The following is a 22,218-nucleotide window of genomic DNA, read 5'->3' as shown; positions in this document are numbered from 1 at the left end:
ACCAGATAATAACTCCAGGGGGATTGATATGGTCAAGATCATTACAGATTCATCAACACTTTATACGGTTAAGGAAGGGCGGGACGCAGGGATTGAATCCATCCCCCTCTGTGTCAGCATTGGGGACTGCCACGGGCGGGACCTTCAGATGGATATGCAGGATTTTTACAGGCGGATTGAGGCTGGGCAGATCCCCACCTCATCCCAGCCGCCCATCGGTGATGTGTTGGATGCCTATGAGCAGTACAAGGACCAGCCCATTCTCAATATATCCATGGCCGACGGCCTGTCCGGAACCTATCAGAGTGCTGAAGGCGCCAGGGAGATGGCAAAAAACCGGGAACAGATCACCGTCTTCAACAGCAGGACATTGTGCGGCCCCCACCGTTACATGGTGGACCAGGCCAGGAAGATGGCAGAGGAGGGAAGGACCAGGGATGAAATCCTGGACTGGCTTAAGGCGGCGGCAGACAGGACGGAATCCTTCCTGATACCCCAGGACTTTTCCTTCCTGAGGCGGGGCGGCAGACTGACGCCCGTGGCAGCCGCCGTGGGTTCCCTCTTAAAGCTGAAACCCATTGTCAAGCTGACCGCGGACGGGAAGAAGCTGGATAAATTCGGGGTAAAGCGGACCATGTCCGGGGCAGTGGACAGCATCATCCGATATCTGCAGGATAAGAATCTGGGGGAGCGGCACCTGTTGTATATATCCCATGCAGCAGCGGCAGAGGAGGCCCGCCGGATGAAGGAACTGTTTGCGGAACTGTTTCCCGGCCTGGAAATCCACATACTGGAGCTGAGTCCTGTGTTTGTGGCACAGGGCGGGCCGCGGTGTGTGGCAATCCAGTATATAGAGAGATGACGATAAGCTGCTTTTGGATAAAACTTGGGATGTGGGGCGGTGACCCGGAATCAGGATGATTCACGGGTCACTGGCATCAATTGAATTGGCGGGGGGTGATTTATTTAGTAATGTACTTCCAAATTCGGAGAAATAGTGTATACTAATAGTATACGAACTGTTTATTAGGAGGTAATGATTGTGAAAGAGAAATCTAAGGAGGGCAGCCAGGGGCGGTCAGATTACATATATGAGGAGCTGAAGAATGAGATCATTAACCTGCGTCTGCATTTTGGTGCACCGTTGGTAGAAGAGGAACTGGCCCAGAAGTATGAGGTCAGCAGGACTCCGGTGAGACAGGCGCTGCGCAGGCTGGAGAATGAGAATTTTGTAGTTATCATGCCTTACCGGGGATGTTTTGTCAGGCAGCTTTCGGAGAACGATATTGATGAGATATACACAGTAAGGGCTGTCTTGGAGGGATATTGTGTTAATTGTGCCACCAGGATAATCAATCAGGATAATCTAAAAGTCATTGAAGAGGACATTAACAGGGGAATGGAGAAATGCCAGCAGGGAGATGGGCAGGAGTTTGGTCAGGAAGGCCAGAAGCTGCACCAGATATCCATTGAGATAGGAGGGAACAGGAGGATACGTCAGATTTTAAAGAATATCAGTGAACAGAATCAGTGGCTTCATAATTATTCCATTAATGTACCAGGAAGATTCAGACAGTCCTGTGAGGAGCATTTAAGGATTCTTGAGGCCATGAAGGCAGGGGATGCCGGACAGGCGGAGGAACTGATGCGGAAGCATTTGTTCAGCACTATGGAGGATGTTAAAAAATCCTTTATAAATTCAGGTCTGAAATATTATTGATATAATCTTTACAGATAGTGTTGACAAATTATATTTTAAATCGTATACTGATTGTATACAATCGGTGTACGAAAGGAGAAGGCCATGAAAATCAGAGCGGTTAAAACCTATATATTGAAGGTTCCTTTGGGGGAGAAAAGATTCTTTTCATCGCAGTGCCAATTCCCGGAGAGGAATAGTTTTCTGGTCAGGATAGAGACAGATGAGGGAATATGTGGATGGGGAGAGGGAGGGCAGTATGGCCCTGCTGAACCGGTATGTTCGTGTGTGGAACATATACTGGCACCGCTTCTTATAGGCAGGAATCCGTTTGAGAAGGGGGTTTTGTGGAACCAGATGTATGCTTTGACAAGGGATTTTGGCCAGAAGGGGTCATACATAGAGGCAATCAGTGCTATAGATATTGCGCTGTGGGATATTTGCGGAAAGGCGCTGGGGCTTCCGGTCAGCAGTTTATTAGGAGGACGTTTCAGGGATAAGGTTAAGACGTATGCTACCGGATGTTATTATCGGGGAGAGGATTATCTGGATGTGAAGGATAAGCTTAAAGAACTTCAGGAGGAGGCACGATCTTACATCAGGCAGGGGTTTCAGATGCTGAAGATTAAAGTGGGGCTTCTTCCTGTTGAACAGGATTATCTCAGGGTAAGGGCTATCCGGGAGGCAGTTGGGAAGGATGTAAGGATATTTGTAGATGCGAACCACGCATATAACAGTTTTTCAGCCATTAAGATGGGGCGTTATCTGGAAGAACAGGGGATTGATTTTTTCGAAGAACCTGTGCCGCCTGAGGACAGGGAGGGATATATTGCAGTCAGAAAGGCCCTGGATGTTGCCATTGCAGGCGGCGAATGCGAATATACCAGGTATGGGTTTAAGGATTTTATTGGAAAAGGATGTATTGACATTGCCCAACCGGATATCTGTGTATGCGGAGGGTTGACGGAATTCATGAATATCGTGGCGGTTGCCACTTCTTATGGTGTTATGGTTGTACCCCATGTATGGGGATCAGGCGTGGCCCTGGCAGTGGCGTTATCAGCAATCGCATCCTTGGCTTGCGTACCCCATACAGCCAATCCGGTGGCGATGCAGAATGAACCGGCTATGGAATATGACAGGAACTTTAATCCGCTTCGGGATGAACTTCTTGTGCAGCCTTTTGACTTCCGGGATAACTGCGTGTACGTACCGGACGGGGCCGGGCTGGGGATTGAGATAAATGAAGATGTTTTAAGCAGATATACCGTTTACACCGGTATTATAAAATAATTTCATTCAAAGGAGGAAGCAGTATGAAACGTATAATAGCATTGGGACTTGCAGTTTCCATGGCAATCGGGCTTACAGGATGCAGCAGTTCAACAACAGGGGGCAAGGAGACGGCCGCAGCGTCAAAAGAAACGAAAGCAGCCAATCATGAAACGGGGGATGCAGATTCAAAGATGGCATTTCCTAAGATGAACATCGACCTGGCAACTGTTTATGATGCAAAGTCAGCGCCAGCCCTTGGAGCAGCCAGATTCAAAGAACTGATTGAGGATAAGAGCAGTGGGGCCATTAAGATTAATATATTTACCAATGGCTCTTTAGGTACGGAGAAGGATAATTTCACTGCCTTGGCAGCAGACGAGATTCCCATGGTTGTAGGAGGAATCCAACCCATTGATATGTATGCGCCGGAGTATCAGTTTTTGTCTGCTCCTTATATGATTAAGGATTGGGACCATCTGGATGCCGTGCTTGGAAGTGAAATCGGTGAAGGCCTGTATAAAAAGCTGGATGAAAATAATATCCATGCCCTGGCCATGAACCGCAGGGGAATCAGGGAGACAACTGCCAATAAGGAAATAAAGACGCCAGCAGACCTTAAGAATATCAAGTTCAGGGTGTCAGAAATAACATCCTGGGTTGCATTCTGGAAAGGGGTGGGGGCCCTGACCACCTCCGTTGCATTGACAGAGCTTTACAGTGCGCTTCAGACCAATGTGGTAGAAGCGTCCGAAGGACCTTATGAGCAGTTTGCAACCAACAAGCTGTATGAGGTGCAGAAATATGTGATTAATACACATCATATCTATGAACCTACCTGGATTTATATCAGCAGGAAACAGTATGATGCCATGGACGAGGAAACAAAGGCTCTTTTCCAGGAGTGTGCGGACCAGGCAATGGAATATGCCAATGAGCAGGCGGAAATATTATCAGGACAGTTCCTTCAGGAGATGGTTGATAACGGCTGTACGGTAGTGGAACCGGATGTGGATGCGTTCAGGGCTGCTGCTGAACCCGTTTTAAAGGATTTATTTGAGACAATGTGGACGGTAACCACTTATGATGAAGTGATGGGTTATGCTGAATAGGATGTCCCCGTTGGCTTTGCCAACGGGATTTCTCATAAGGGAGGTGCATGATGGCCAGAAAAGCATTGAATTTACTATATAAGGCAATTGACTGCCTTTCTATCATCCTGGTGGTGGCCATGGTATTGTTTGTATTTTTACAGGTAATATGCAGGAGGATTAATATTGCGACCCCATGGACTGAGGAAATGGCCAGGTTTTCCTTTGTTTATATAACATTTTTAGGTTCCATCCTTGCTGCTAAAGATGAGAACCATATTATGATTGATGTCCTGTTAAACCGCTTTCATCCCAGGGTCAGGTATCTGATTCAGGCAGTTACATATCTGGCATCCGGTATTTTCCTTCTTTTATTTTCGCGGGGTACCTATGAAACCATCAAGACCAGCGGTGATGTTGCAGCGGCTTCCCTGATGTGGTTCAAACACAGTTATTTGTATGGTGTAGTGCTGTTTTCCGGGGTGATGATGTTTTGTTTCTGTATATCCCATATGGTACGCTGTCTGGGGCTGGCATTTGGGAAGGAAGGTGGTAATAGATGAATGGGATTGTATTTCTGGTTCTTCTTATTGGCTTGTTCATACTAGGCGTTCCGGTTGCCTTCAGTCTGGGAATCACGGCGGTGGTACTTATGCTGATGCAGTACGGGACCATACAGATTAACACACTGGCTCAGATGACAGTTTCTGGTATCAACTCATTTACCATGCTGGCGGTTCCGCTATTCCTGCTGGCCGGAAAGCTGATGAATACGGGAGGGATAACCAACCGCCTGTTTAACTTCGCAAAGGTCATCATTGGTTTCCTGCCCGGCGGACTTGGCCATGTGAATGTGGTATCCAGTATTATTTTTGCAGGTATGTCAGGGACTGCGGTATCCGATGCAGGTGGTTTGGGGGCCATTGAGATTAAGGCCATGAAGGATCATGGCTTTGATACTGACTTTGCCTGTGCAGTAACGTCTGCTTCATCAACCATTGGTCCCATCATACCACCAAGCCTTCCTATGGTGGTATATGGTATGATGGCCTCGGCTTCAGTTGGAGCACTATTTATGGCAGGTATTCTTCCCGGACTTTTAATGGCAGCTGTTATGATGGTTGTGGTAACTGTTTATGCGGTAAAGAATAATTATCCCAGGGAGCCTTTCCCTACGGTAAAAGCGCTCTTTATCAGCCTGAAAGAGGGAATCCTGCCTCTGATGACCCCTATTATCATTATCGGAGGTATTTACAGCGGATATTTTACGGCTACGGAAGCAGCTGTTGTGGCGGTGGTATATTCCTTTATCCTTTCGGTATTTGTATATAAGGAAATGAACATGAAGCAATTGACAGATGTGTTAAGGGAGACGGTGAAGGACAGTGCTACCATCGGATTAATACTTGCCACATCTGCACTGTACGGCAATGTTTTGATCCGGGCCCAGATACCCCAGCAGCTTTTGGAACTGTTGACAGGTTCCATCTCATCGCCAATTGTTATGATGCTGATACTGAATGTGTTCCTGTTAATCGTGGGATGCTTTATGGAACCTATTTCCGCCATTACAATACTGATGCCATTACTGAATCCGCTGATTCAGGCAATGGGGATAAATCCGGTCCACTTTGGGGTAGTGATGGTTCTGAACCTTATGATTGGCCTGCTGACCCCGCCTTTTGGAATGGTACTGTTTGTGATTTCACGGATTGGGGACATATCAATCATCAGGCTGACAAAGGCGCTGATTCCATGGATTGGTGCGCTTTTATTTACCCTTCTGATTTTAAGCCTCTTCCCGCAAATCTCACTTTTCCTGCCCAAAGCCCTGGGAATGCTCTAAAACACAAATATCCATACAACAAAGGCTGCTTCGGTCCAGGTCCGGCGCAGCCTTTCTGCTAGGGCCTGTTTGAAAATTCATTCCCGCCATCTGCACGCCCCACTTCGCGGTATATTTGGCCCCGATTCAGTCAGCGTAGCCCGCTACGCCTCCATCATCGGGACCAAATCTCCCACAAAGTGGGACGCACAGCTGACGGAAAGCAATTTTCAAACACGCCCTAGGAAAATATAGCCCAGACAAACCCGCCGGGGAAATTGACTGAACCACGAATATGATGTAAGATATTAAAAGCATTTACATGCGCAGTCCAAAAACAAAGGAGGGGATTACAATGTTTGATTTAGGAAAATGCATCCTGGTCACCAACAATGACCGGGCTGTAAAAAAGTGGGAGGAAAGCGTGGGCCAGGTATTCATGCTGGATTCCTATGAGGAGGTGCTTAAGAAGGCCAGGGATTTAATCCACAGGGGGCATAAGCTTCTGACCCATCCCCAGGCGTCCAGCTTAAAGCCCAACCAGACGCCCTACAGGACCATACTGCTGTACGGCGAATCAGGGTCCGTGGATGGGGAGGATGTGTGCCTCATAGAAAAGGCCATAGAGACCTATGGGAAATGGAATGCCATTAAGAAAGTCCCTGAGTATGATGGGAAGATAGCCTATGACTACAAGACCATTGACTTATCGATGATTGAAAATGTCATCCCAAGGCTGTAGGGATGGACAGGGAGCAGAGCGTGGGGGAACGATGATGAAGAAGTCAGGAACGTCCTATTTTAAGGACTTAAGCAGAAAAGATTATGTGGAATTGGCCAGCAGGATCATCAAGGAAGAAGGAGTGGGGGCGGTCAGTATACGCCGCATGGCAACGGAACTTGGGTGTTCGTCCGCCAGCATGTACCGGTACTTTGACAACCTGGACGAGCTTTTGTTCTATGCGCAGCTGGATGCCCTGAACGAGTATATCCTGGACCTTTCCATCCGGGAGAAGGAATGGAAGGACATATGGGACGTACATTTCGGCATATGGCGTTCCTATGCAACGGAGGCTTTCCGCAAACCGGAAGCGTTTGAGTCCGTGTTCTACCGCAATATCAACCGGGACCTGGGGGAGGCGCTGAAGGAATATTATGAAATGTTCCCGGATGCCATCATCCGCGTCAGTCCCCTGATAAAGGAGATGCTGGAAATCCCAGGGTATTATGACCGCGACTATTATATCTGCAGGCGTCTTGTGAAAGAGGGGAAAATCACAGAGGAAAATGCAGGAAAGCTGAATCACATTCTCTGTACCCTGTTTCTGGGATATTTTAAGTTTGTCCAGGAGCACGGGGTGGAACCTGAGGCAATACCGGAACTGGTGGACCGGTTCATATCGGAGAGCAAGGAGATAACCCAGCTTTATGCCAGTGACTTTACTCCTAAATAGCCCCAATGGTAAATATGTACAAAAACAATGTCAAAAATATAACAAAATGACGAAAAAGGTGGATGCTACAAAAAGTAACAAAAGACTTCATTAAAACCATTGATAATCGCGATAACATATGCTATATTATAGCCATAAGTTATCGCGATTACTATTTTAAAAGTATCATTTTTACACAAACACCAAATATTGTCAACTGTAAAAGTGCTGTCATTTTGCTGGAGTGGGTGAAGTAATGCCGGCGGGTGGCAGTAAAATATAAAGAAGTGGGAGGTATTTCATATGAAGCTTGAATTGGGAAAAATCTTTATAAAAGATATCCGATTCGATGACAAGACTCACGTGAAGGACGGGGTCCTTTATGTCAGCAAAGAGGAAGTTGAAACGCTTGTCCTGGAAGATGACAAGCTGGCTGGCTGCCATGTTGACATCGCAAGGCCAGGCGAGTCCGTGAGGATCACGCCGGTAAAGGACGTGATTGAGCCAAGAGTCAAGGTCAGCGGAGGCGGAGAGATTTTTCCAGGTGTAATCGGGAAGGTAAGCCCTCAGGTGGGCAGTGGACGGACCCATGCACTGGAGGGTTGCTGTGTCATTACAGCAGGTAAGATTGTGGGGTTCCAGGAAGGCGTGATTGATATGAGCGGTCCTGCCGCGGATTACTGTCCGTTCTCCAAGACCAATAACCTGTGCGTGGTGGTGGAACCGGCCGACGGCCTGGAGACCCATGTGTACGAGAAGGCGGCCCGCATGGCCGGATTAAAGGTAGCGGCCTATCTCGGGGAAGCCGGAAGGGACCTGGAGCCGGACGAGATCATCACCTATGAGACAAGACCGGTATTTGAGCAGGCGGCCATGTATCCGGACCTTCCCAAGGTGGGATATATCCACATGCTGCAGTCCCAGGGACTTCTTCACGATACATATTACTATGGCGTGGATGCCAAGCAGTTCGTCCCCACCTTCATGTATCCGACAGAAATCATGGATGGGGCCATTGTTTCCGGCAACTGCGTGGCGCCCTGTGACAAGGTTACCACCTACCATCATTTCCACAATCCGGTCATTGAGGACTGCTATAAGCATCATGGCAAGGATATCAACTTCATGGGCGTCATCCTGACCAATGAGAATGTGTTCCTTGCTGACAAGGAGCGCCATTCCGATATGGTTGCCAAGCTGTGTAACTGGATGGGACTGGACGGTGTCCTGATTACGGAAGAGGGGTATGGCAATCCTGATACGGACCTGATGATGAACTGCCGCAAGGTGGAGAATGCAGGAACCAAGGTGGTCCTGATTACGGATGAGTTCCCCGGCAAGGACGGCAAGTCCCAGTCCCTGGCGGATGTGTGCCAGGAAGCGGATGCGCTGGCATCCTGCGGACAGGGCAATGCAACCCTTATGTTCCCGGCCATGGATAAGGTCATCGGAACCCAGGAGTTCATCGAGATGCAGATTGGCGGCTGGGATGGCTGTAAGAACCCGGACGGCAGCTTTGAGGCAGAGCTTCAGATCATCATAGCCTCCACCATTGCCAATGGCTTTAACAAGCTGGCAGCAAGAGGATACTAAATCAATCAAAGGAGATGGAAACATGGCGAAATATAAAGTCGTACATTATATTAACCAGTTCTTTGCTGGTATTGGCGGCGAGGAAAAAGCCGACCATATGCCGGAAGTCCGTGAAGGCGCCGTGGGGCCAGGCATGGGACTTAGGGCCGCACTGGGAAGCGATTATGAAATTGCGGCCACCGTTATCTGCGGTGACAACTATTTTGGGGAAAACCTGGACGCGGCAACCGATGCCGTCATAGAGATGGTGAAGAAGTATGAACCGGACGTGTTCGTGGCAGGACCTGCATTTAACGCAGGACGTTACGGCGTGGCCTGCGGCACGATCTGCAAGGCCGTGGAAGAGCGCCTCATGATACCGGTCATCACCGGAATGTATGAGGAGAACCCGGGCGTGGATATGTTCCGCAAGGACCTTATCATTGTGGGAACCCCTAATTCCGCAGCGGGCATGCCCAAGGTGCTTCCTGTGATGTCGGCCCTGGTTAAGAAGCTGGCTGAGGGACAGGAGATACTGGGACCTTCCGAAGAAGGATATCTTGAAAGAGGAATCCGCGTCAACTACTTTGCTGAGAAGAGAGGTTCTGAGCGCGCGGTTGAGATGCTGGTCAAGAAATTAAAAGGCGAGGCATTTGAGACAGACCTGCCCATGCCCAAGTTTGACCGGGTTGAGCCTGCTGCTCCCATTAAGGATATAAAGAAAGCCAAAATCGCGGTTGTCACCTCGGGCGGTATCGTGCCCACAGGCAACCCGGACCATATCGAATCCAGTAATGCCACCAAGTGGGGCAAATACGATATTACGGGTATGGACCGGCTTTCAGCCGATGATTTTACATCCATCCATGGCGGATATGACCGCCAGTTTGCCATCGCGGACCCCAATGTGGTGGTTCCCCTGGATGCGCTAAGAGAGCTGGAAAAGGAAGGCGAGTTCGGCGAGCTTGTCAACTATTTCTGCGCTACTACCGGTACCGGGACAGCGACCGCGTCAGCGGCCAGGTTCGGGACCGAGATTGGAAAAATGTTTGTTGATGAACATGTGGACGGGGTCATCCTCGTCTCCACCTGAGGGACCTGTACTCGTTGCGGTGCAACGATGGTTAAAGGTATCGAAAAGTATGGCCTTCCTGTAGTTCATATGGCAACCGTTGTTCCTATCTCCCTGACAATCGGTGCCAACCGTATCATCCCTGGCATAGGTATCCCCTACCCACTGGGCGACCCGCCACAGGGTGAGACAGACAGCTACAAACTCCGCTTATCCATGGTGAGGAGGGCATTAAAAGCCCTGCAGACACCAGTGGAAGGACAGACAGTGTTTGAAAAATAATTGCTGAAGGCTGCTGCAGCGTGGCAGAAGGCAATGTTCAGACACGCTCCCGGGCACGGCCAAAGCGGCTGTGTCCCGGGGACTGCCGTGCCCCTGCGGCAGCCAGGTCTGCTAAGAGGAGAAGGCATATGGAAAATGATAATAAAGTTAACTGGGGCCGGGTAATGATACTTGCGGGGGCAGTCATTGCATTTACCATCGGCTCAGGATTTGCCACAGGACAGGAAATCATTCAATATTTTACTGCATACGGAGTGCAGGGAATCCTGACGGTATTACTATTTGCAGTCTGCTTTGTATACTACAATTACAATTTTGCAAAGGCAGGCGCAGAGGAAAGATTTGAGAAAGGGAATGACGTTTACAAATTTTATTGCGGAAAATATATTGGGACATTCATGGATTATTATTCAACTGTTTTCTGTTATATGTCATTCTTTGTCATGGTAGGTGGAGCGGCATCCACCCTGAACCAGCAGTATGGCCTTCCCTTTGTGGTGGGAGGCGTGATCCTGGCAGCCCTGGCCATCTTTACCGTGGTAGGCGGGCTGAATTCACTGGTAGACAAGATCGGTATGGTAGGACCGGCCATCGTTGTACTGTGCATCGGAATCGGTGTGGTAACCCTTTTAAGGGACGGCGGCCAGATTAACGCCGGTCTGGATATCATACACAGCGGCGCTTTTGCACAGGCGGGCGGTGAAACCATCAAGAACGCAGGGCCTAACTGGATGATTTCCAGTCTGTCCTACGCAGGCTTCGTACTTTTGTGGTTTGCCAGCTTTACAGCGGCCCTGGGGGCCAACAATAAAAAGAAAGATGTGGAATACGGAGTTTATCTGGGAACACTGGCTGTGTGTGTGGCCATCATCCTGATCATGTTTGCTCAGATTGCCAATATCAATACCTCCGGCATCAGCAACAGCGGGATTTTTGTGTGGAATGCGGATATCCCCAACCTGATCCTGGCAGAACGGATTTTTAAGCCATTTGCCTCCATATTCGCGGTTGTGGTATTTGCAGGCATCTATACGACAGCGGTTCCTCTTTTATATAACCCATGCGCCAGGTTTGCCAAAGAGGGGACAGCCCGGTTTAAGATCCTAACGGTTATTTTAGGCGTTGTGGGGCTTCTGGTAGGACTCTTCCTCCCGTTCAGGGTCCTGGTCAATGTGATTTACGTGCTCAATGGATATGTGGGCGCTGTATTGATATTATTCATGTTGTGGAAGAATATAAAAGATACGTTCATACATAAAAAATGAAAATCTATCTTATAGACTGCGACAGCTACTCGCGCAGGGAACTGACCCATATGATTGAAGGGGAGGAGCTGGGGGAGGTTGCCGGCGTATCGGCAGGCTGGGACGATGCCTGCAGGCGGATTCCCGGAATCCGTCCGGATGTGATTCTGGCGGATTTACCCCTTCCTGAACTTAAGGCCGTCACATGCATACGCAGGATAAAGGAGACACTTCCGGCAGCGTCCATCATCATGCTGTCACAGGCCCATGATATGGAAACCGTCCAGAGGGCGTATGAGGGAGGTGCTGAACTGCTGCTGCACAAACCGGTGAACATGGCGGAAATCAGGAACACCCTGCGCAGTATGGAAATGGTCAAGAATATGCAGTGGATCCTTAAACAGGCCAGGAGCGGCGTCATGGGCACACCGGACCCTGGCGGGGAAGACGGCCGGCCAGGGGAGGCGGACGGAGGAATAAGCTTAAGTCTTTCCGTCAGGCATCTGAAGGGAATCCTCCAGGAAATCGGAATACTGAATGAGGCGGGAAGCAAGGATATCATCCGCATCATCAGCTATATGATTGAACAGGAACTGGAATTTGGGGACATTACAATCCGGGAACTGTGCAGAAGGATGAAACAGAATTCCAAGAGCGTGGAGCAGCGTATCCGCAGGGCTGCCTCGGACGGCATTTACAATCTGGCCGCCAGGGGCCTGGATGATTATGCGGACCCTGTATTCAATGAATACGCAGGAAGGCTTTACAGCTTTGAACAGATGAAAAAGGAGATGAACTATATCCGGGGGAAAAGTGAAAAGCACGGCAATGTCCGGATCAGGAACTTCCTTGGCGGCCTGCTGGACTGCTGCAGGGAAATGTAGGGCAGGCATGCTGCCCGTACATTACAGATAAGGATCCGGTTACTGGATCAGAGGATGACCGTTATAGGACAGTTACCGGAAAACCGCAATCCCGTTCCACATGTCCTATGACAGTAGCTTCAGGGCATGCCTTAAGGATGGCTTCCATGATGCGTCCTGCTTCCCCGCGGGCAACGCTGTACAGCAGGCCCCCGGAAGTCTGAGGGTCAAAGAGCAGGTCATGGATGTGGGATGCGAGGCTGCCGGGAAGGGAGACCTTTTCCTTCAGGTGTCCCATGTTCTGGTAAGCCGCGGCAGGAACCAGCCCCATGGACGCATAGGTGTCCGCTCCGGGGAGCAGGGGGACCCTGGCGCTGTCTATGACAGCGGTAAGCCCTGTGCCCGCGCACATCTCGAAGCTGTGTCCCAGCAGGGAAAAACCAGTGACATCCGTGCAGGCATGGATTCCGTCAAGACTGCGCACCGCGTTCGCAGCGTACTTGTTCAGCGTGGTCATGGATCTTACCATGGCCTGGTGTTCTGCCCGGGTTAAAAGGCCGCCGCGGTCAGCGGTTGTCAGGATTCCGGTACCCAGGGGTTTTGTGAGGATCAGTACATCCCCTTCCCGTACCGTGTTGTTGCGGAGGATACGGTTGGGGGGGACCAGGCCCGAGACGCAAAGGCCATACTTGGGAATGTCGTCCTTGAGGGTGTGGCCGCCTACCAGGATGGCCCCGGCCTCAGCCACCTTATCGCACCCGCCCCGGAGTATGGCGTTGACCGCTTCGGGAGGGAGGGAGTCCGGAAACATCAATATGTTCATGCACAGCCTGGGTTCCCCGCCCATGGCCCATACATCGGACAACGAGTTGGCGGCTGCAATCAGGCCGTATTCGTAGGGGTCGTCCACGGCCGGGGGGAAGATGTCCACGGTCTGGATTAAGGCCATATCAGGGGAAAGTTCATAGACAGCGGCATCATCCGCAGTGTCATAGCCCACTAACAGCCGGTTATCGTGAAAGGTTGGTAAACCGCGCAGGACCTGCGCGAGGGTGTCTGGCCCTATCTTGGACGCTCAGCCGCCGCAGGAACCGGTGAGCTCTGTAAGTTTAATGTCTGTCATGAGCAGTACTCCTTATGTTGTGGATTTATCTGCCAGATGCTGGCAGATGCTATTTTCTATCATATTCAATTCCGGCATTTTGTCAAGGACATTTGTCCGGGATTACATTAAGTTTCAGGAGGCAGGGAAAAATGGGAACCATATATGATTTAATCATCCTGGGCGCAGGCCCCGCAGGTCTTGCGGCAGGCCTTTACGGCGGCAGGTACCGTCTGAACACCCTTTTGATTGAGAGGAGCCAGGACGGGGGCCAGATTGCCATCACATCGGACATTGAGAATTATCCGGGCCAGATGGTTGAGGCGGAGGAATCCGGGGCAACCCTGATTGCGCGTATGACGAAGCAGGTGGAGAAATTCGGTGTGCACAGGGTCAGCGCGGCCATTGAAAAGACGGAGCTTGAAGGGGCGGTAAAGCGGCTGATTGATTCAAAGGGCAATGTCTACGAGGGGAAAACCGTGATTCTTGCAACAGGAGCCCATCCAAGGCCCATTGGATGCAGGAATGAAAAGGACTTCCTGGGCAAAGGCATTTCCTTCTGTGCCACGTGCGATGCCAATTTCTACGAGGATATGGAGGTCTATGTGGTGGGCGGCGGTGACTCCGCCATTGAGGAAGCCATTTATCTCACTAAATTTGCCAGGAAGGTGACGGTAATCCACAGAAGGGACCAGCTGAGGGCTGCCCAGTCCATCCAGGAAAAGGCGTTCAGGAATGAGAAGCTGCATTTCATGTGGGACAGTGTGGTGGACGAGGTTAGCGGTGACGGGATCCTTGACCGGATGGTGGTGCGGAATGTGAAGACAGGCCAGCTCACCGAGGTCCTTGCCGACCCGGACGACGGGATGTTCGGGCTTTTCGGATTCATCGGGTATCTGCCCAACACCGGACTTCTGGAGGACAGCGGGCTGGCCATGGAAAACGGGTACATCAGGACGGATGAAGACATGCATACCAATATCGAAGGAGTATTTGCGGCCGGCGACGTGAGGGTGAAATCCCTGCGCCAGGTGGTGACGGCCGCGGCTGACGGCGCCATAGCCGCATGTCAGGCCGAACACTATGTGGCGGATATGCAGTGACGGGTGAAATTAGTAAAAAATACGCAAAAGTACTTGATTAAGTATGGACTACCATGTATAATATAGACGAAAGTTATCGCGATTACATACAGGTGGGATAAATACAACGCAATCTGAAAAATAGGAGGATATGAACGTGACCGATTTGACAAAGGAAAATTTTGAGGAAGAAGTGCTGAAGGCAGAAGGATATATCCTGGTGGATTTTTACGGCGACGGATGTGTGCCCTGTGCAGCCCTTATGCCCCATATCCATGGGTTTGAAGAGGTGTACGGCAAGACGATTAAGTTCTGTTCCTTAAACACCACAAAGGCAAGAAGGCTTGCCATCTCCCAGAAGGTCCTGGGGCTTCCGGTCATCGCCATCTATAAGGATGGAGTGATGGTTGATTCCAGGGTGAAGGAGGATGCAACCCCTGATTCCTGTGAGGAAATGATTAAGAAGTATGCTTAAAGCCAGCAAAGGCTTATGCATAAATAAAATGAAATAGGAGGAAATGAAATGGCAGTTTTAAAAGACAAGTACGCTATTATCATCGGTGACCGTGACGGCGTACCGGGACCGGCCATAGAAGAGTGTGCGAAGACAGCCGGCGCAAAGATAGCCTACTCCTCTACGGAATGCTTTGTCTGAACGTCCGCGGGTGCTATGGATCTGGAAAACCAGAAAAGGGTTTTAAAGTTAAGTGAGGAATACGGACCAGAGAACATCGTTGTTCTTCTGGGTGCTGCAGAAGCAGAAGCAGCCGGCCTGGCCGCTGAAACCGTTACGGCAGGCGACCCCACTTACGCAGGTCCTTTAGCAGGAGTCCAGTTGGGACTAAATGTATATCACATTTGCGAAGATGAAGTAAAGGCAGAGGCAGACCCTGCTGTTTATGATGAACAGGTGGGAATGATGGAAATGGTTATGGATGTTCCGGCAATCCATGAGGAAGTGGAGAAAATCCGCAAGGACTACGGCAAATATTAATCCGTGGCCTCACTGAGGATTGCAGGAGCGTACCCGGAACAGGCCAGGCCGCGCAGCTTAGCTGCCCGGGCCTGTTCCCATCCGGACGGGGCTGTCCCGAAGGCGCCTGTATGATACAGGAATCCAGGAAGGGACAGACCGGACCGTACACACGGTGTTCATGAAAATTGGGGGACATACAGAATGAAAGGTTATCCGGTTATTAAGGGGACCAGCTATACATTGGCTGCCACCCCGGATATGGTTATATATAACGGCACCACACAGACAACAGAGCGGGTTGTGAACCCGGATTCCGGGTATCTGGTGGAACTGCCGGGACACCTGAGGGAATATGAGGATGTGCTTTCCTATATCCCAAACCAGGTTTACATAGGGAATGCGTCCCATGAGGAACTGGGGGAAACACCGTTCCCATATTATGATAAAAAGTGGAAGGAACCAAAGGAAAATGGTCCGTTTGGCTGCATCCTCCCTGAAGATGAATTTTACGGGGTCATGCACATCTGTGATGTGTTCGAACTGGTCATGCTGGAGGAAGGCTTTGCGCGTACCGTGAAGGATAAGCTGGAAAAACGCGGGATGTTCACACAGGAGCAGCTGGAAGGGCTTCTTAAGAATAACGGGTCCAGGGAAGAACTGGAACGGCTTGTAAGGGAAGAGCATTCCGAGGGGCTTTATATCCGCAGGGAAGAACTGGCAGGCGTTGTAAAGCGCGCCCATGATGTGGATGTGAACCTGTCCGCCCATGTGATGCTTGAAAATCTGGTGTCCAAGGCATCCAACGTCATTTCCCTGATTGAACTTAAACTTAAGAATGAGTTCAATCCCGATGATGTGGAATATGTGATTGACTGCTGCGAGGAAGCCTGCGGGGACATGAACCAGAGGGGCGGAGGCAACTTTGCCAAGGCATCGGCTGAGATAGCGGGATATAAAAACGCCACCGGCTCCGATGTGCGCGGTTTCTGCGCAGGACCTGCCCATGCCATGATACATGCGGCGGCCCTGGTCAAATCAGGGACATTTAAAAATGTCATTGTCACGGCCGGAGGCTGTACCGCCAAGCTGGGAATGAACGGCAAGGACCATGTGAAGAAAGGGCTTCCAATCCTGGAGGATTGCATTGCAGGATTCTCCGTACTGGTATCTGAGGACGATGGGATCCATCCCCAGATACGAACGGATATAGTGGGCTGCCATAAGATTGGAACCGGTTCAGCGCCTCAGATGGTCATCAGCTCCCTGGTGGCGGAACCCCTTGAGAAGGCGGGGCTTAAATTCACGGATATCGACAAGTATGCGCCGGAGCTTCAGAATCCGGACATCACCAAACCAGCGGGAGCAGGGGATGTGCCGGAAGCCAATTATAAGATGATTGCAGCCCTGGCCGTCATGAAAAAGCAGATTGAACGGGCCGATATCCCGTCCTTTGTAAAAAAACACGGAATGACCGGCTGGGCGCCCACCCAGGGCCATATTCCATCCGGAGTCCCGTATCTTGGGCCTCTTGTAAAGGAATGCATGGAGGGCAGGACAAAACGCGCCATGATTGTGGGCAAGGGTTCCCTGTTCCTGGGCCGCATGACCAACCTGTTTGACGGGGTTTCCTTTGTGGTGGAAGCCAACGAGGGGGATGGGGCAGCGGAAGGCGTGAAGGATGGAAGGGTAAATGCCGGGGAAGTGGAAACCGGGGAAGGAAAGGCCGGGAACGAAAAGGCTGGAAACGTAAAGGCCGGAAACGAAAAGGCGGAACGTACACATTCCTCATTGGCAAGGGCTGTGTCCTGCTGCGGCACGAAGGTGGTATTCGCACTGGAGGGCAGCGAGCACGGACAGGAAGACACGGATCTGGCCCTTAACCTGGCTGCCAGAAAGGGGATTGGGGTAACGGTCTTAGACGGCCCGGATGCCCACAAGGCCATGGAACTTGCCCTGGCCTCAGGAGATGCCCAGGCAGCCGTGACCATGCACTATCCATTCCCCATCGGTGTGTCAACCGTGGGCAAGGTAATCACCCCCGCAAAGGGAAAGCCCATGTATATTGCCAATACCACGGGAACCTCGGACACGGACAGGGTATCTGCCCTGGTCAGGAATGCCATTGCAGGAATCATTGCAGCCAAGGCTGACGGCATCCAAAACCCGACCGTGGGGATTGCCAACATAGACGGGGCCAGGGCATGTGAGAAGATATTAAAGGCCCTGAAGGAAAATGGATATGACATCCGGCTGGCACAATCCGCAAGGGCGGACAAGGGCGTGGAGATGAGGGGCAACGACCTGCTGATGGGTACTGCGGATGTGGTTGTGATGGACTCCCTTACCGGCAACCTGATGATGAAGATGTTTTCCTCCTACACCACCGGCGGCCAGTATGAGGCAACCGGATATGGATACGGGCCTGGCATCGGCGAAGGCTATGACAAGCTGGTCATGATTGTATCCAGGGCCTCCGGCGCGCCTGTGATTGCAGGGGCAATGGAATATGCAGCCAGCCTGATTGCAGGCGATTGGAAGGCGGTTGCCGCCGCGGAATATGCGGCTGCCAGAAAGGCCGGATTGGACACCCTGTTAGCCAGGAGCGCCCCGGCAAGGCAGGAGGAGGCAGAGGAAGTGGCCTGCCCGCCCAAGGAAGTGGTGACAGCGGCCATCCCGGGCATCGAGGTCATGGACCTGGATGACGCGGTGATGACCTTATGGAAGGCAGGCATCTATGCGGAAAGCGGCATGGGATGTACAGGACCCATTGTCCAGATTTCCGAGGCCAACCTGGAAAAAGCAGCAGGTATATTGAAGGAAGCAGGATATATAGATTGATTTTAGTTATGGGATGCGCGGGGGAGAGGATATCCCCCCCCCGCCCGCCGCATCCGCCATGAGCTGCATCCCATGGATGAATCTAAGCTTTTAGGGAGAAAGTTGGGTAGCTGGTGCGCCCCGCGGTCTTCAAAACCGTTGTGTGGAGTTAGGAGCTTCACGGGTGGGTTCGATTCCCACCATCTCCGTTCGGGTGTGCCCTGCTCTGGAGTTTGGCACATCCAGGTCAAAGCATACAATTGAATAGTATCGCTTTATAATTGGGAGGAAGTTGGGTAGCTGGTGCGCCCCGCGGTCTTCAAAACCGTTGTGTGGAGTTAAGAGCTTCACGGGTGGGTTCGATTCCCACCACCTCCGTTTTGCTAATTATGCAGCAGGTACCGCGGACGGGCTGGACACAGTCCGCGTTCCGGTACAACTAAGGAGGTAGACCGATGGGGGACAGACATGTGCTTCTGCGCGGGCTTCCTAAAGTGGACGAGGTGCTGCAGGATAAGCGCCTCGTTTTATTTTATGAAACCATGCCAAGGCCATTGATAGTGGAGACAGTAAGGGACGCGGTGGGGGATTTGAGGACAGCCATTCTGGAGGGGACGGCTGACAGGGTCCTGACCCAGGATGAAATCATGGACAGGATAACCGCCATACTGACGGAAAAGAAGAAAAAGCCATTGAGAAGGGTCCTTAATGCAACGGGGGTAGTGCTCCATACCAATCTGGGACGGGCCAGGCTCAGCAGGGAGGCATCCCAGGCAGTGATGGATGTGATGGATGCATACTGCACCCTGGAATACGACCTGAAGTCAGGGACAAGGGGAAGCCGCCACCTGATTGTGGAGGATATTGTAAAGAAAGTGACAGGGGCCGAGGCAGCCATGGCTGTGAACAATAACGCGGCAGCCACCATGCTGGTCCTGGCAGCCCTGGCCAGGGGGAAGGAAGTGGTTGTCTCAAGAGGCGAACTGGTGGAAGTGGGCGGCTCCTTCCGGATTCCCGATGTGATGGGCGAGTCCGGCGCCATCCTCAGGGAAGTGGGGGCCACCAATAAGACCAGGATATCCGATTACCGGAACGCCTATGAAGAAGGGGTGACCGGATGCTTCATGAAGGTCCATACATCCAATTACCGGATTGTGGGGTTCACGGAGGATGTGGGGCTTAAGCAGATGTCGGCTCTGGGAAAGGAACTGGGCCTTCCTGTGATTTATGATATGGGCAGCGGGCTGATGACGGATCTGAGATGGTATGGTCTGGATGAGCCAACAGTGACAGATGCCCTGAAGGACGGGGCGGATGTGGTCCTGTTCTCCGGTGACAAGCTGTTAGGAGGCCCGCAGGCAGGTATCATCATCGGGAAAAAGGAATACATAGACAGAATGAAGAAGCACCCGCTTGCAAGGGCATTCCGGGTGGATAAGATGACCCTGGCAGCCCTGGAGGCAACTTTTGCACAGTACATTGACCGGGAGGCGTCGGTAAAGGAAATACCGGTGCTTAAGATGATATGCGCACGGCCCCACGAGCTGAAGGAAAGGGCCGGACGGCTGGCAGACATGCTAAAAGCCGCATGCCCGGATTTCCATTATGAGATAGAATCCTGTACGGACCAGGTGGGCGGGGGAAGCGCGCCTACCTGTGAACTGGAGGGATATGGGATAGGCGTATGGAAGGAGGAACTGCCCGCCCAGAAGCTGGAGCGGAAGCTGAGAAAGGCCCCGGTCCCCCTGATTGTACGGGTCAACCATGACAGGGTGCTGGTGGATGTGAGGACCCTTGCAGATGAGGAATTTCCTCTGGCAGTGGAGGCGTTTCTGTCCGTGGCAGAGGGGGCGCCGGCGGATGGGACAGGGACGTTGAACCACGAGGCAGGGACATTGAGCCATGAGGCAGGGACATTGCCCCATGAGGCGGAGATATTTCCTCACATGAAAGGCGGTGAAATATAATGCAGAATATCATTGTGGGGACGGCTGGACATGTGGACCATGGAAAGACCTGCCTGATTAAGGCGCTTTCCGGTTTTGACACAGACAGGCTGAAGGAGGAAAAAAAGAGGGGAATCACCATTGACCTGGGATTTGCCAACCTGCCCAATGATGCCGGACTACATATTGGGATCATCGATGTGCCGGGCCATGAGAAGTTCGTTAAGAACATGCTTGCAGGCATCGGGGGAATCGACCTGGTACTGATGGTCATTGCACTGGATGAGGGTGTCATGCCCCAGACCACGGAGCATTTTGAGATATTGAAAATGCTTCACATCAAACAGGGAATCCTGGTGCTGACAAAAAGCGATATGGTGGATGAGGAATGGGCTGAAATGGTGGAGGCCGACGTGGAGGATATGGTCCGGGGAAGTTTCCTGGAACATGCCCCGGTCCTCCGGGTGTCATCCTATACAGGGGAGAACATCGGACTTCTCCATGACACAATCATCCGGATGGTCTCAGACCTGGGAAGCCGGAGTTCGGAGCCGGAGCTGTTCCGCCTTCCCGTGGACCGGGTGTTCACAACGGAAGGATTTGGGACCGTGATTACGGGAACCCTGCAGGAGGGAATGGTGCAGACAGGACAGGAGGTCATGCTGTATCCCCGGGAACGCCCCATTAAAATCAGGGGAATCCAGTCCCACGGCCAGCGGGAAGACGCCGCATATGCGGGACAGCGCACGGCCCTGAACCTCCTGAATGTGAAAAAAGAGGAACTGCAAAGAGGGGATGTGCTTGCATTTCCAGGTTCTCTCGTTACATCCACCCTGGTGGATGTGAAACTGTCCATTTTCCAGACCAGTGACAGGGAACTTAAGACCGGGGACAGAATCCATCTCAACTATGGGGCGGCACAGACCATTGCAAAGGCAGTCCTGATGGATAAGGACCGTATCGGCCATGGGGAAAGCGCCTATGCACAGATCAGGTTTGATGAACCTGTGGTGCTTAAGAGGAATGACAGGTTCATCATCCGCTTCCTTTCACCGGTGGAGACATTCGGAGGCGGCATCGTGCTGGATGCATCCCCTTATAAACACAGGAGGGGGGATGAGGAAGCCATCGAAGCCCTGCGTAAAAAGGAAACAGGCACGGACCAGGAGGTCATGGAGCTGATGATTAAGGAAGAAAGCAGGCGTTTCCCGTCCGTGGGACGGATTGCAGCGGATATGGATATGCCGAAATCCCGGGCCAGCCATATGATCAGCACTTTAAAAGACAGTAAGCACATCCTCATACTATCCGATGAATCCGTCATCCATATGGATTACTGGAAGACAATCGCAGACTATGCGGACAGGCTGCTGTCCGGTTATCACAGGGAGAACCCCATCAACGAAGGCATGGATAAGGAGGAATTCAAGTCCAGGCTCAGCGAGGAATTCCGGCTGAATGACATGAGGAAAGGCGCCGTTCTGCTGGCAGAGCTGGTCAAACGCATGGTAGTCAGGACCCAAGGAACCTATGTGTCCGGCAAGGATTTTTCCACCCAGTATTCCAGGGAGCTAAAAGGCATGCTGGAGCAGATAGGGACCATATACGCCCAGGCCGGGATTGAAGCGCCCCTTACCGTGGATGTGTTGAACCAGTTCAAGGATAAGAACCGGGCAAAGCAGATCATTGCAGACATGCATAAGAACGGGAAGCTGGTGAAGCTGAACCCGGCGTCCTATATGGACAGCGCCGCCTATGGACAGGTACTTGCAAGGCTGAAGGATTATCTGACAGAGAATGGGGAGATATCCCTGGGCGAGTTTAGGGATATGTGTGGCACATCCCGTAAATACGCGGTGCAGATGCTGGAATTCATGGATAAGAAAAAGATAACGAAGATGGTGGGGGAGAAACGGGTCCTGATATCATAACCTTACCGGAT

The 22,218-nt window shown here is 51.5% G+C and carries 21 protein-coding genes, 2 tRNA genes and 1 pseudogene; 21 read left to right on the top strand and 3 right to left on the bottom strand.

The window, feature by feature from the left end; translation table 11 throughout:
- Nucleotides 1-28: 28 nt before the first annotated feature.
- From LK536_RS40720 to LK536_RS40695, 6 genes are all read left to right on the top strand, one after another.
- Complete coding sequence (locus LK536_RS40720) at nucleotides 29-862, top strand: DegV family protein (RefSeq protein ID WP_120057920.1); 834 nt, start codon at nucleotides 29-31, stop codon at nucleotides 860-862.
- A gap of 180 nt (nucleotides 863-1,042) precedes the next feature.
- Complete coding sequence (locus LK536_RS40715; RefSeq protein WP_162158557.1) at nucleotides 1,043-1,720, top strand: GntR family transcriptional regulator; 678 nt, start codon at nucleotides 1,043-1,045, stop codon at nucleotides 1,718-1,720.
- An 84-nt stretch (nucleotides 1,721-1,804) separates the two neighbouring features.
- A complete protein-coding gene (locus LK536_RS40710) occupies nucleotides 1,805-2,992 on the top strand; it encodes a mandelate racemase/muconate lactonizing enzyme family protein (protein WP_025486942.1) in 1,188 nt (395 codons plus the stop codon).
- A 23-nt stretch (nucleotides 2,993-3,015) separates the two neighbouring features.
- On the top strand, nucleotides 3,016-4,083 hold the full coding sequence (locus LK536_RS40705; RefSeq protein ID WP_227795964.1) for a TRAP transporter substrate-binding protein: 1,068 nt from the start codon (nucleotides 3,016-3,018) through the stop codon (nucleotides 4,081-4,083).
- Between the two features lie 50 nt (nucleotides 4,084-4,133).
- Complete coding sequence (locus tag LK536_RS40700) at nucleotides 4,134-4,625, top strand: TRAP transporter small permease (RefSeq protein ID WP_025486944.1); 492 nt, start codon at nucleotides 4,134-4,136, stop codon at nucleotides 4,623-4,625.
- On the top strand, nucleotides 4,622-5,908 hold the full coding sequence (locus LK536_RS40695) for a TRAP transporter large permease (RefSeq protein ID WP_025486945.1): 1,287 nt from the start codon (nucleotides 4,622-4,624) through the stop codon (nucleotides 5,906-5,908). The genes LK536_RS40700 and LK536_RS40695 overlap by 4 nt, the downstream gene beginning before the upstream one ends.
- On the opposite strand, the gene LK536_RS40690 is transcribed toward LK536_RS40695, so the two are convergent.
- Nucleotides 5,873-6,004, bottom strand: a complete 132-nt coding sequence (locus tag LK536_RS40690; RefSeq protein WP_506092128.1) for a hypothetical protein — start codon at nucleotides 6,002-6,004, stop codon at nucleotides 5,873-5,875. The two genes, LK536_RS40695 and LK536_RS40690, sit on opposite strands and share 36 nt — an antisense overlap.
- On the opposite strand from LK536_RS40690, the pseudogene LK536_RS40685 reads away from it, so the two are divergent.
- A pseudogene (locus tag LK536_RS40685) lies at nucleotides 5,978-6,073 on the top strand (DUF6783 domain-containing protein); the annotation flags it as partial. The gene LK536_RS40690 and the pseudogene LK536_RS40685 sit on opposite strands and share 27 nt — an antisense overlap.
- Here LK536_RS40685 and LK536_RS40680 read toward each other — a convergent pair.
- Nucleotides 6,035-6,205 carry a DUF6783 domain-containing protein gene (locus LK536_RS40680; RefSeq protein WP_506092127.1) on the bottom strand — a complete coding sequence of 57 codons (171 nt, stop codon included), beginning with the start codon at nucleotides 6,203-6,205 and terminating at the stop codon, nucleotides 6,035-6,037. The pseudogene LK536_RS40685 and the gene LK536_RS40680 overlap by 39 nt on opposite strands.
- A gap of 37 nt (nucleotides 6,206-6,242) precedes the next feature.
- Here LK536_RS40680 and LK536_RS40675 point away from each other — a divergent pair, with 37 nt between their 5' ends.
- From LK536_RS40675 to LK536_RS40650, 6 genes are all read left to right on the top strand, one after another.
- Nucleotides 6,243-6,629, top strand: coding sequence for a GrdX family protein (locus LK536_RS40675; RefSeq protein WP_227795965.1), 387 nt, complete (start codon nucleotides 6,243-6,245; stop codon nucleotides 6,627-6,629).
- A gap of 34 nt (nucleotides 6,630-6,663) precedes the next feature.
- A complete protein-coding gene (locus tag LK536_RS40670) occupies nucleotides 6,664-7,341 on the top strand; it encodes a TetR/AcrR family transcriptional regulator (RefSeq protein ID WP_008716947.1) in 678 nt (225 codons plus the stop codon).
- A 282-nt stretch (nucleotides 7,342-7,623) separates the two neighbouring features.
- A complete protein-coding gene (grdG, locus tag LK536_RS40665) occupies nucleotides 7,624-8,913 on the top strand; it encodes a sarcosine reductase complex component B subunit alpha (RefSeq protein WP_008716943.1) in 1,290 nt (429 codons plus the stop codon).
- A gap of 22 nt (nucleotides 8,914-8,935) precedes the next feature.
- Nucleotides 8,936-10,246: a sarcosine reductase complex component B subunit beta gene (gene grdF / locus LK536_RS40660; protein WP_081739272.1), complete on the top strand. Its 1,311-nt coding sequence runs from the start codon at nucleotides 8,936-8,938 to the stop codon at nucleotides 10,244-10,246.
- A gap of 128 nt (nucleotides 10,247-10,374) precedes the next feature.
- Complete coding sequence (locus LK536_RS40655; RefSeq protein ID WP_008716939.1) at nucleotides 10,375-11,511, top strand: YkvI family membrane protein; 1,137 nt, start codon at nucleotides 10,375-10,377, stop codon at nucleotides 11,509-11,511.
- Complete coding sequence (locus LK536_RS40650) at nucleotides 11,508-12,374, top strand: DNA-binding domain-containing protein (protein WP_227795966.1); 867 nt, start codon at nucleotides 11,508-11,510, stop codon at nucleotides 12,372-12,374. Before LK536_RS40655 ends, LK536_RS40650 begins: the two co-directional genes overlap by 4 nt.
- Before the next feature lie 61 nt (nucleotides 12,375-12,435).
- Here LK536_RS40650 and selD read toward each other — a convergent pair whose 3' ends face one another.
- Nucleotides 12,436-13,476, bottom strand: coding sequence for a selenide, water dikinase SelD (selD, locus tag LK536_RS40645; RefSeq protein WP_331472169.1), 1,041 nt, complete (start codon nucleotides 13,474-13,476; stop codon nucleotides 12,436-12,438).
- A 131-nt stretch (nucleotides 13,477-13,607) separates the two neighbouring features.
- Here selD and trxB point away from each other — a divergent pair, with 131 nt between their 5' ends.
- The 8 genes from trxB (at nucleotide 13,608) to selB (ending at nucleotide 22,207) form a co-directional block, all read left to right on the top strand.
- Complete coding sequence (trxB, locus tag LK536_RS40640; protein ID WP_120057923.1) at nucleotides 13,608-14,558, top strand: thioredoxin-disulfide reductase; 951 nt, start codon at nucleotides 13,608-13,610, stop codon at nucleotides 14,556-14,558.
- A gap of 136 nt (nucleotides 14,559-14,694) precedes the next feature.
- A complete protein-coding gene (gene trxA, locus LK536_RS40635) occupies nucleotides 14,695-15,012 on the top strand; it encodes a thioredoxin TrxA (protein ID WP_025486951.1) in 318 nt (105 codons plus the stop codon).
- A 48-nt stretch (nucleotides 15,013-15,060) separates the two neighbouring features.
- Complete coding sequence (grdA, locus tag LK536_RS40630; protein ID WP_081739274.1) at nucleotides 15,061-15,531, top strand: glycine/sarcosine/betaine reductase complex selenoprotein A; 471 nt, start codon at nucleotides 15,061-15,063, stop codon at nucleotides 15,529-15,531.
- A gap of 183 nt (nucleotides 15,532-15,714) precedes the next feature.
- Entirely contained in the window at nucleotides 15,715-18,351 is a 2,637-nt protein-coding gene (gene grdC / locus LK536_RS40625; RefSeq protein ID WP_329602224.1) for a glycine/sarcosine/betaine reductase complex component C subunit beta, read from the top strand.
- 94 nt (nucleotides 18,352-18,445) lie between these two features.
- A tRNA-Sec gene (locus LK536_RS40620) sits at nucleotides 18,446-18,539 on the top strand.
- 75 nt (nucleotides 18,540-18,614) lie between these two features.
- Nucleotides 18,615-18,708, top strand: a tRNA-Sec gene (locus LK536_RS40615).
- Between the two features lie 77 nt (nucleotides 18,709-18,785).
- Nucleotides 18,786-20,297 (top strand): L-seryl-tRNA(Sec) selenium transferase, encoded by a 1,512-nt coding sequence (selA, locus tag LK536_RS40610; RefSeq protein WP_227795967.1) that lies wholly within the window; start codon nucleotides 18,786-18,788, stop codon nucleotides 20,295-20,297.
- Nucleotides 20,297-22,207, top strand: coding sequence for a selenocysteine-specific translation elongation factor (gene selB / locus LK536_RS40605; RefSeq protein ID WP_227795968.1), 1,911 nt, complete (start codon nucleotides 20,297-20,299; stop codon nucleotides 22,205-22,207). The genes selA and selB overlap by 1 nt, the downstream gene beginning before the upstream one ends.
- Nucleotides 22,208-22,218: the final 11 nt, after the last annotated feature.

It is taken from the genome of Clostridium pacaense (assembly GCF_020709765.2).
GTDB lineage: Bacteria > Bacillota > Clostridia > Lachnospirales > Lachnospiraceae > Enterocloster > Enterocloster hominis.
This window is presented reverse-complemented; position numbering and strand designations above follow the sequence as displayed.

Excerpts from the sequence above, each read along its gene's own strand:
- LK536_RS40705 (WP_227795964.1), top strand. The coding sequence starts at position 3,016 with ATGAAACGTATAATAGCATTGGGACTTGCAGTTTCCATGGCAATCGGG.
- LK536_RS40700 (WP_025486944.1), top strand. The coding sequence starts at position 4,134 with ATGGCCAGAAAAGCATTGAATTTACTATATAAGGCAATTGACTGCCTT.
- LK536_RS40650 (WP_227795966.1), top strand. The coding sequence starts at position 11,508 with ATGAAAATCTATCTTATAGACTGCGACAGCTACTCGCGCAGGGAACTG.
- selA (WP_227795967.1), top strand. The coding sequence starts at position 18,786 with ATGGGGGACAGACATGTGCTTCTGCGCGGGCTTCCTAAAGTGGACGAG.
- LK536_RS40680 (WP_506092127.1), bottom strand. The coding sequence starts at position 6,205 with ATGCTTTTAATATCTTACATCATATTCGTGGTTCAGTCAATTTCCCCG.
- LK536_RS40710 (WP_025486942.1), top strand. The coding sequence starts at position 1,805 with ATGAAAATCAGAGCGGTTAAAACCTATATATTGAAGGTTCCTTTGGGG.
- selB (WP_227795968.1), top strand. The coding sequence starts at position 20,297 with ATGCAGAATATCATTGTGGGGACGGCTGGACATGTGGACCATGGAAAG.
- LK536_RS40670 (WP_008716947.1), top strand. The coding sequence starts at position 6,664 with ATGAAGAAGTCAGGAACGTCCTATTTTAAGGACTTAAGCAGAAAAGAT.
- LK536_RS40655 (WP_008716939.1), top strand. The coding sequence starts at position 10,375 with ATGGAAAATGATAATAAAGTTAACTGGGGCCGGGTAATGATACTTGCG.
- trxB (WP_120057923.1), top strand. The coding sequence starts at position 13,608 with ATGGGAACCATATATGATTTAATCATCCTGGGCGCAGGCCCCGCAGGT.
- grdG (WP_008716943.1), top strand. The coding sequence starts at position 7,624 with ATGAAGCTTGAATTGGGAAAAATCTTTATAAAAGATATCCGATTCGAT.
- grdC (WP_329602224.1), top strand. The coding sequence starts at position 15,715 with ATGAAAGGTTATCCGGTTATTAAGGGGACCAGCTATACATTGGCTGCC.
- LK536_RS40720 (WP_120057920.1), top strand. The coding sequence starts at position 29 with ATGGTCAAGATCATTACAGATTCATCAACACTTTATACGGTTAAGGAA.
- LK536_RS40695 (WP_025486945.1), top strand. The coding sequence starts at position 4,622 with ATGAATGGGATTGTATTTCTGGTTCTTCTTATTGGCTTGTTCATACTA.
- LK536_RS40675 (WP_227795965.1), top strand. The coding sequence starts at position 6,243 with ATGTTTGATTTAGGAAAATGCATCCTGGTCACCAACAATGACCGGGCT.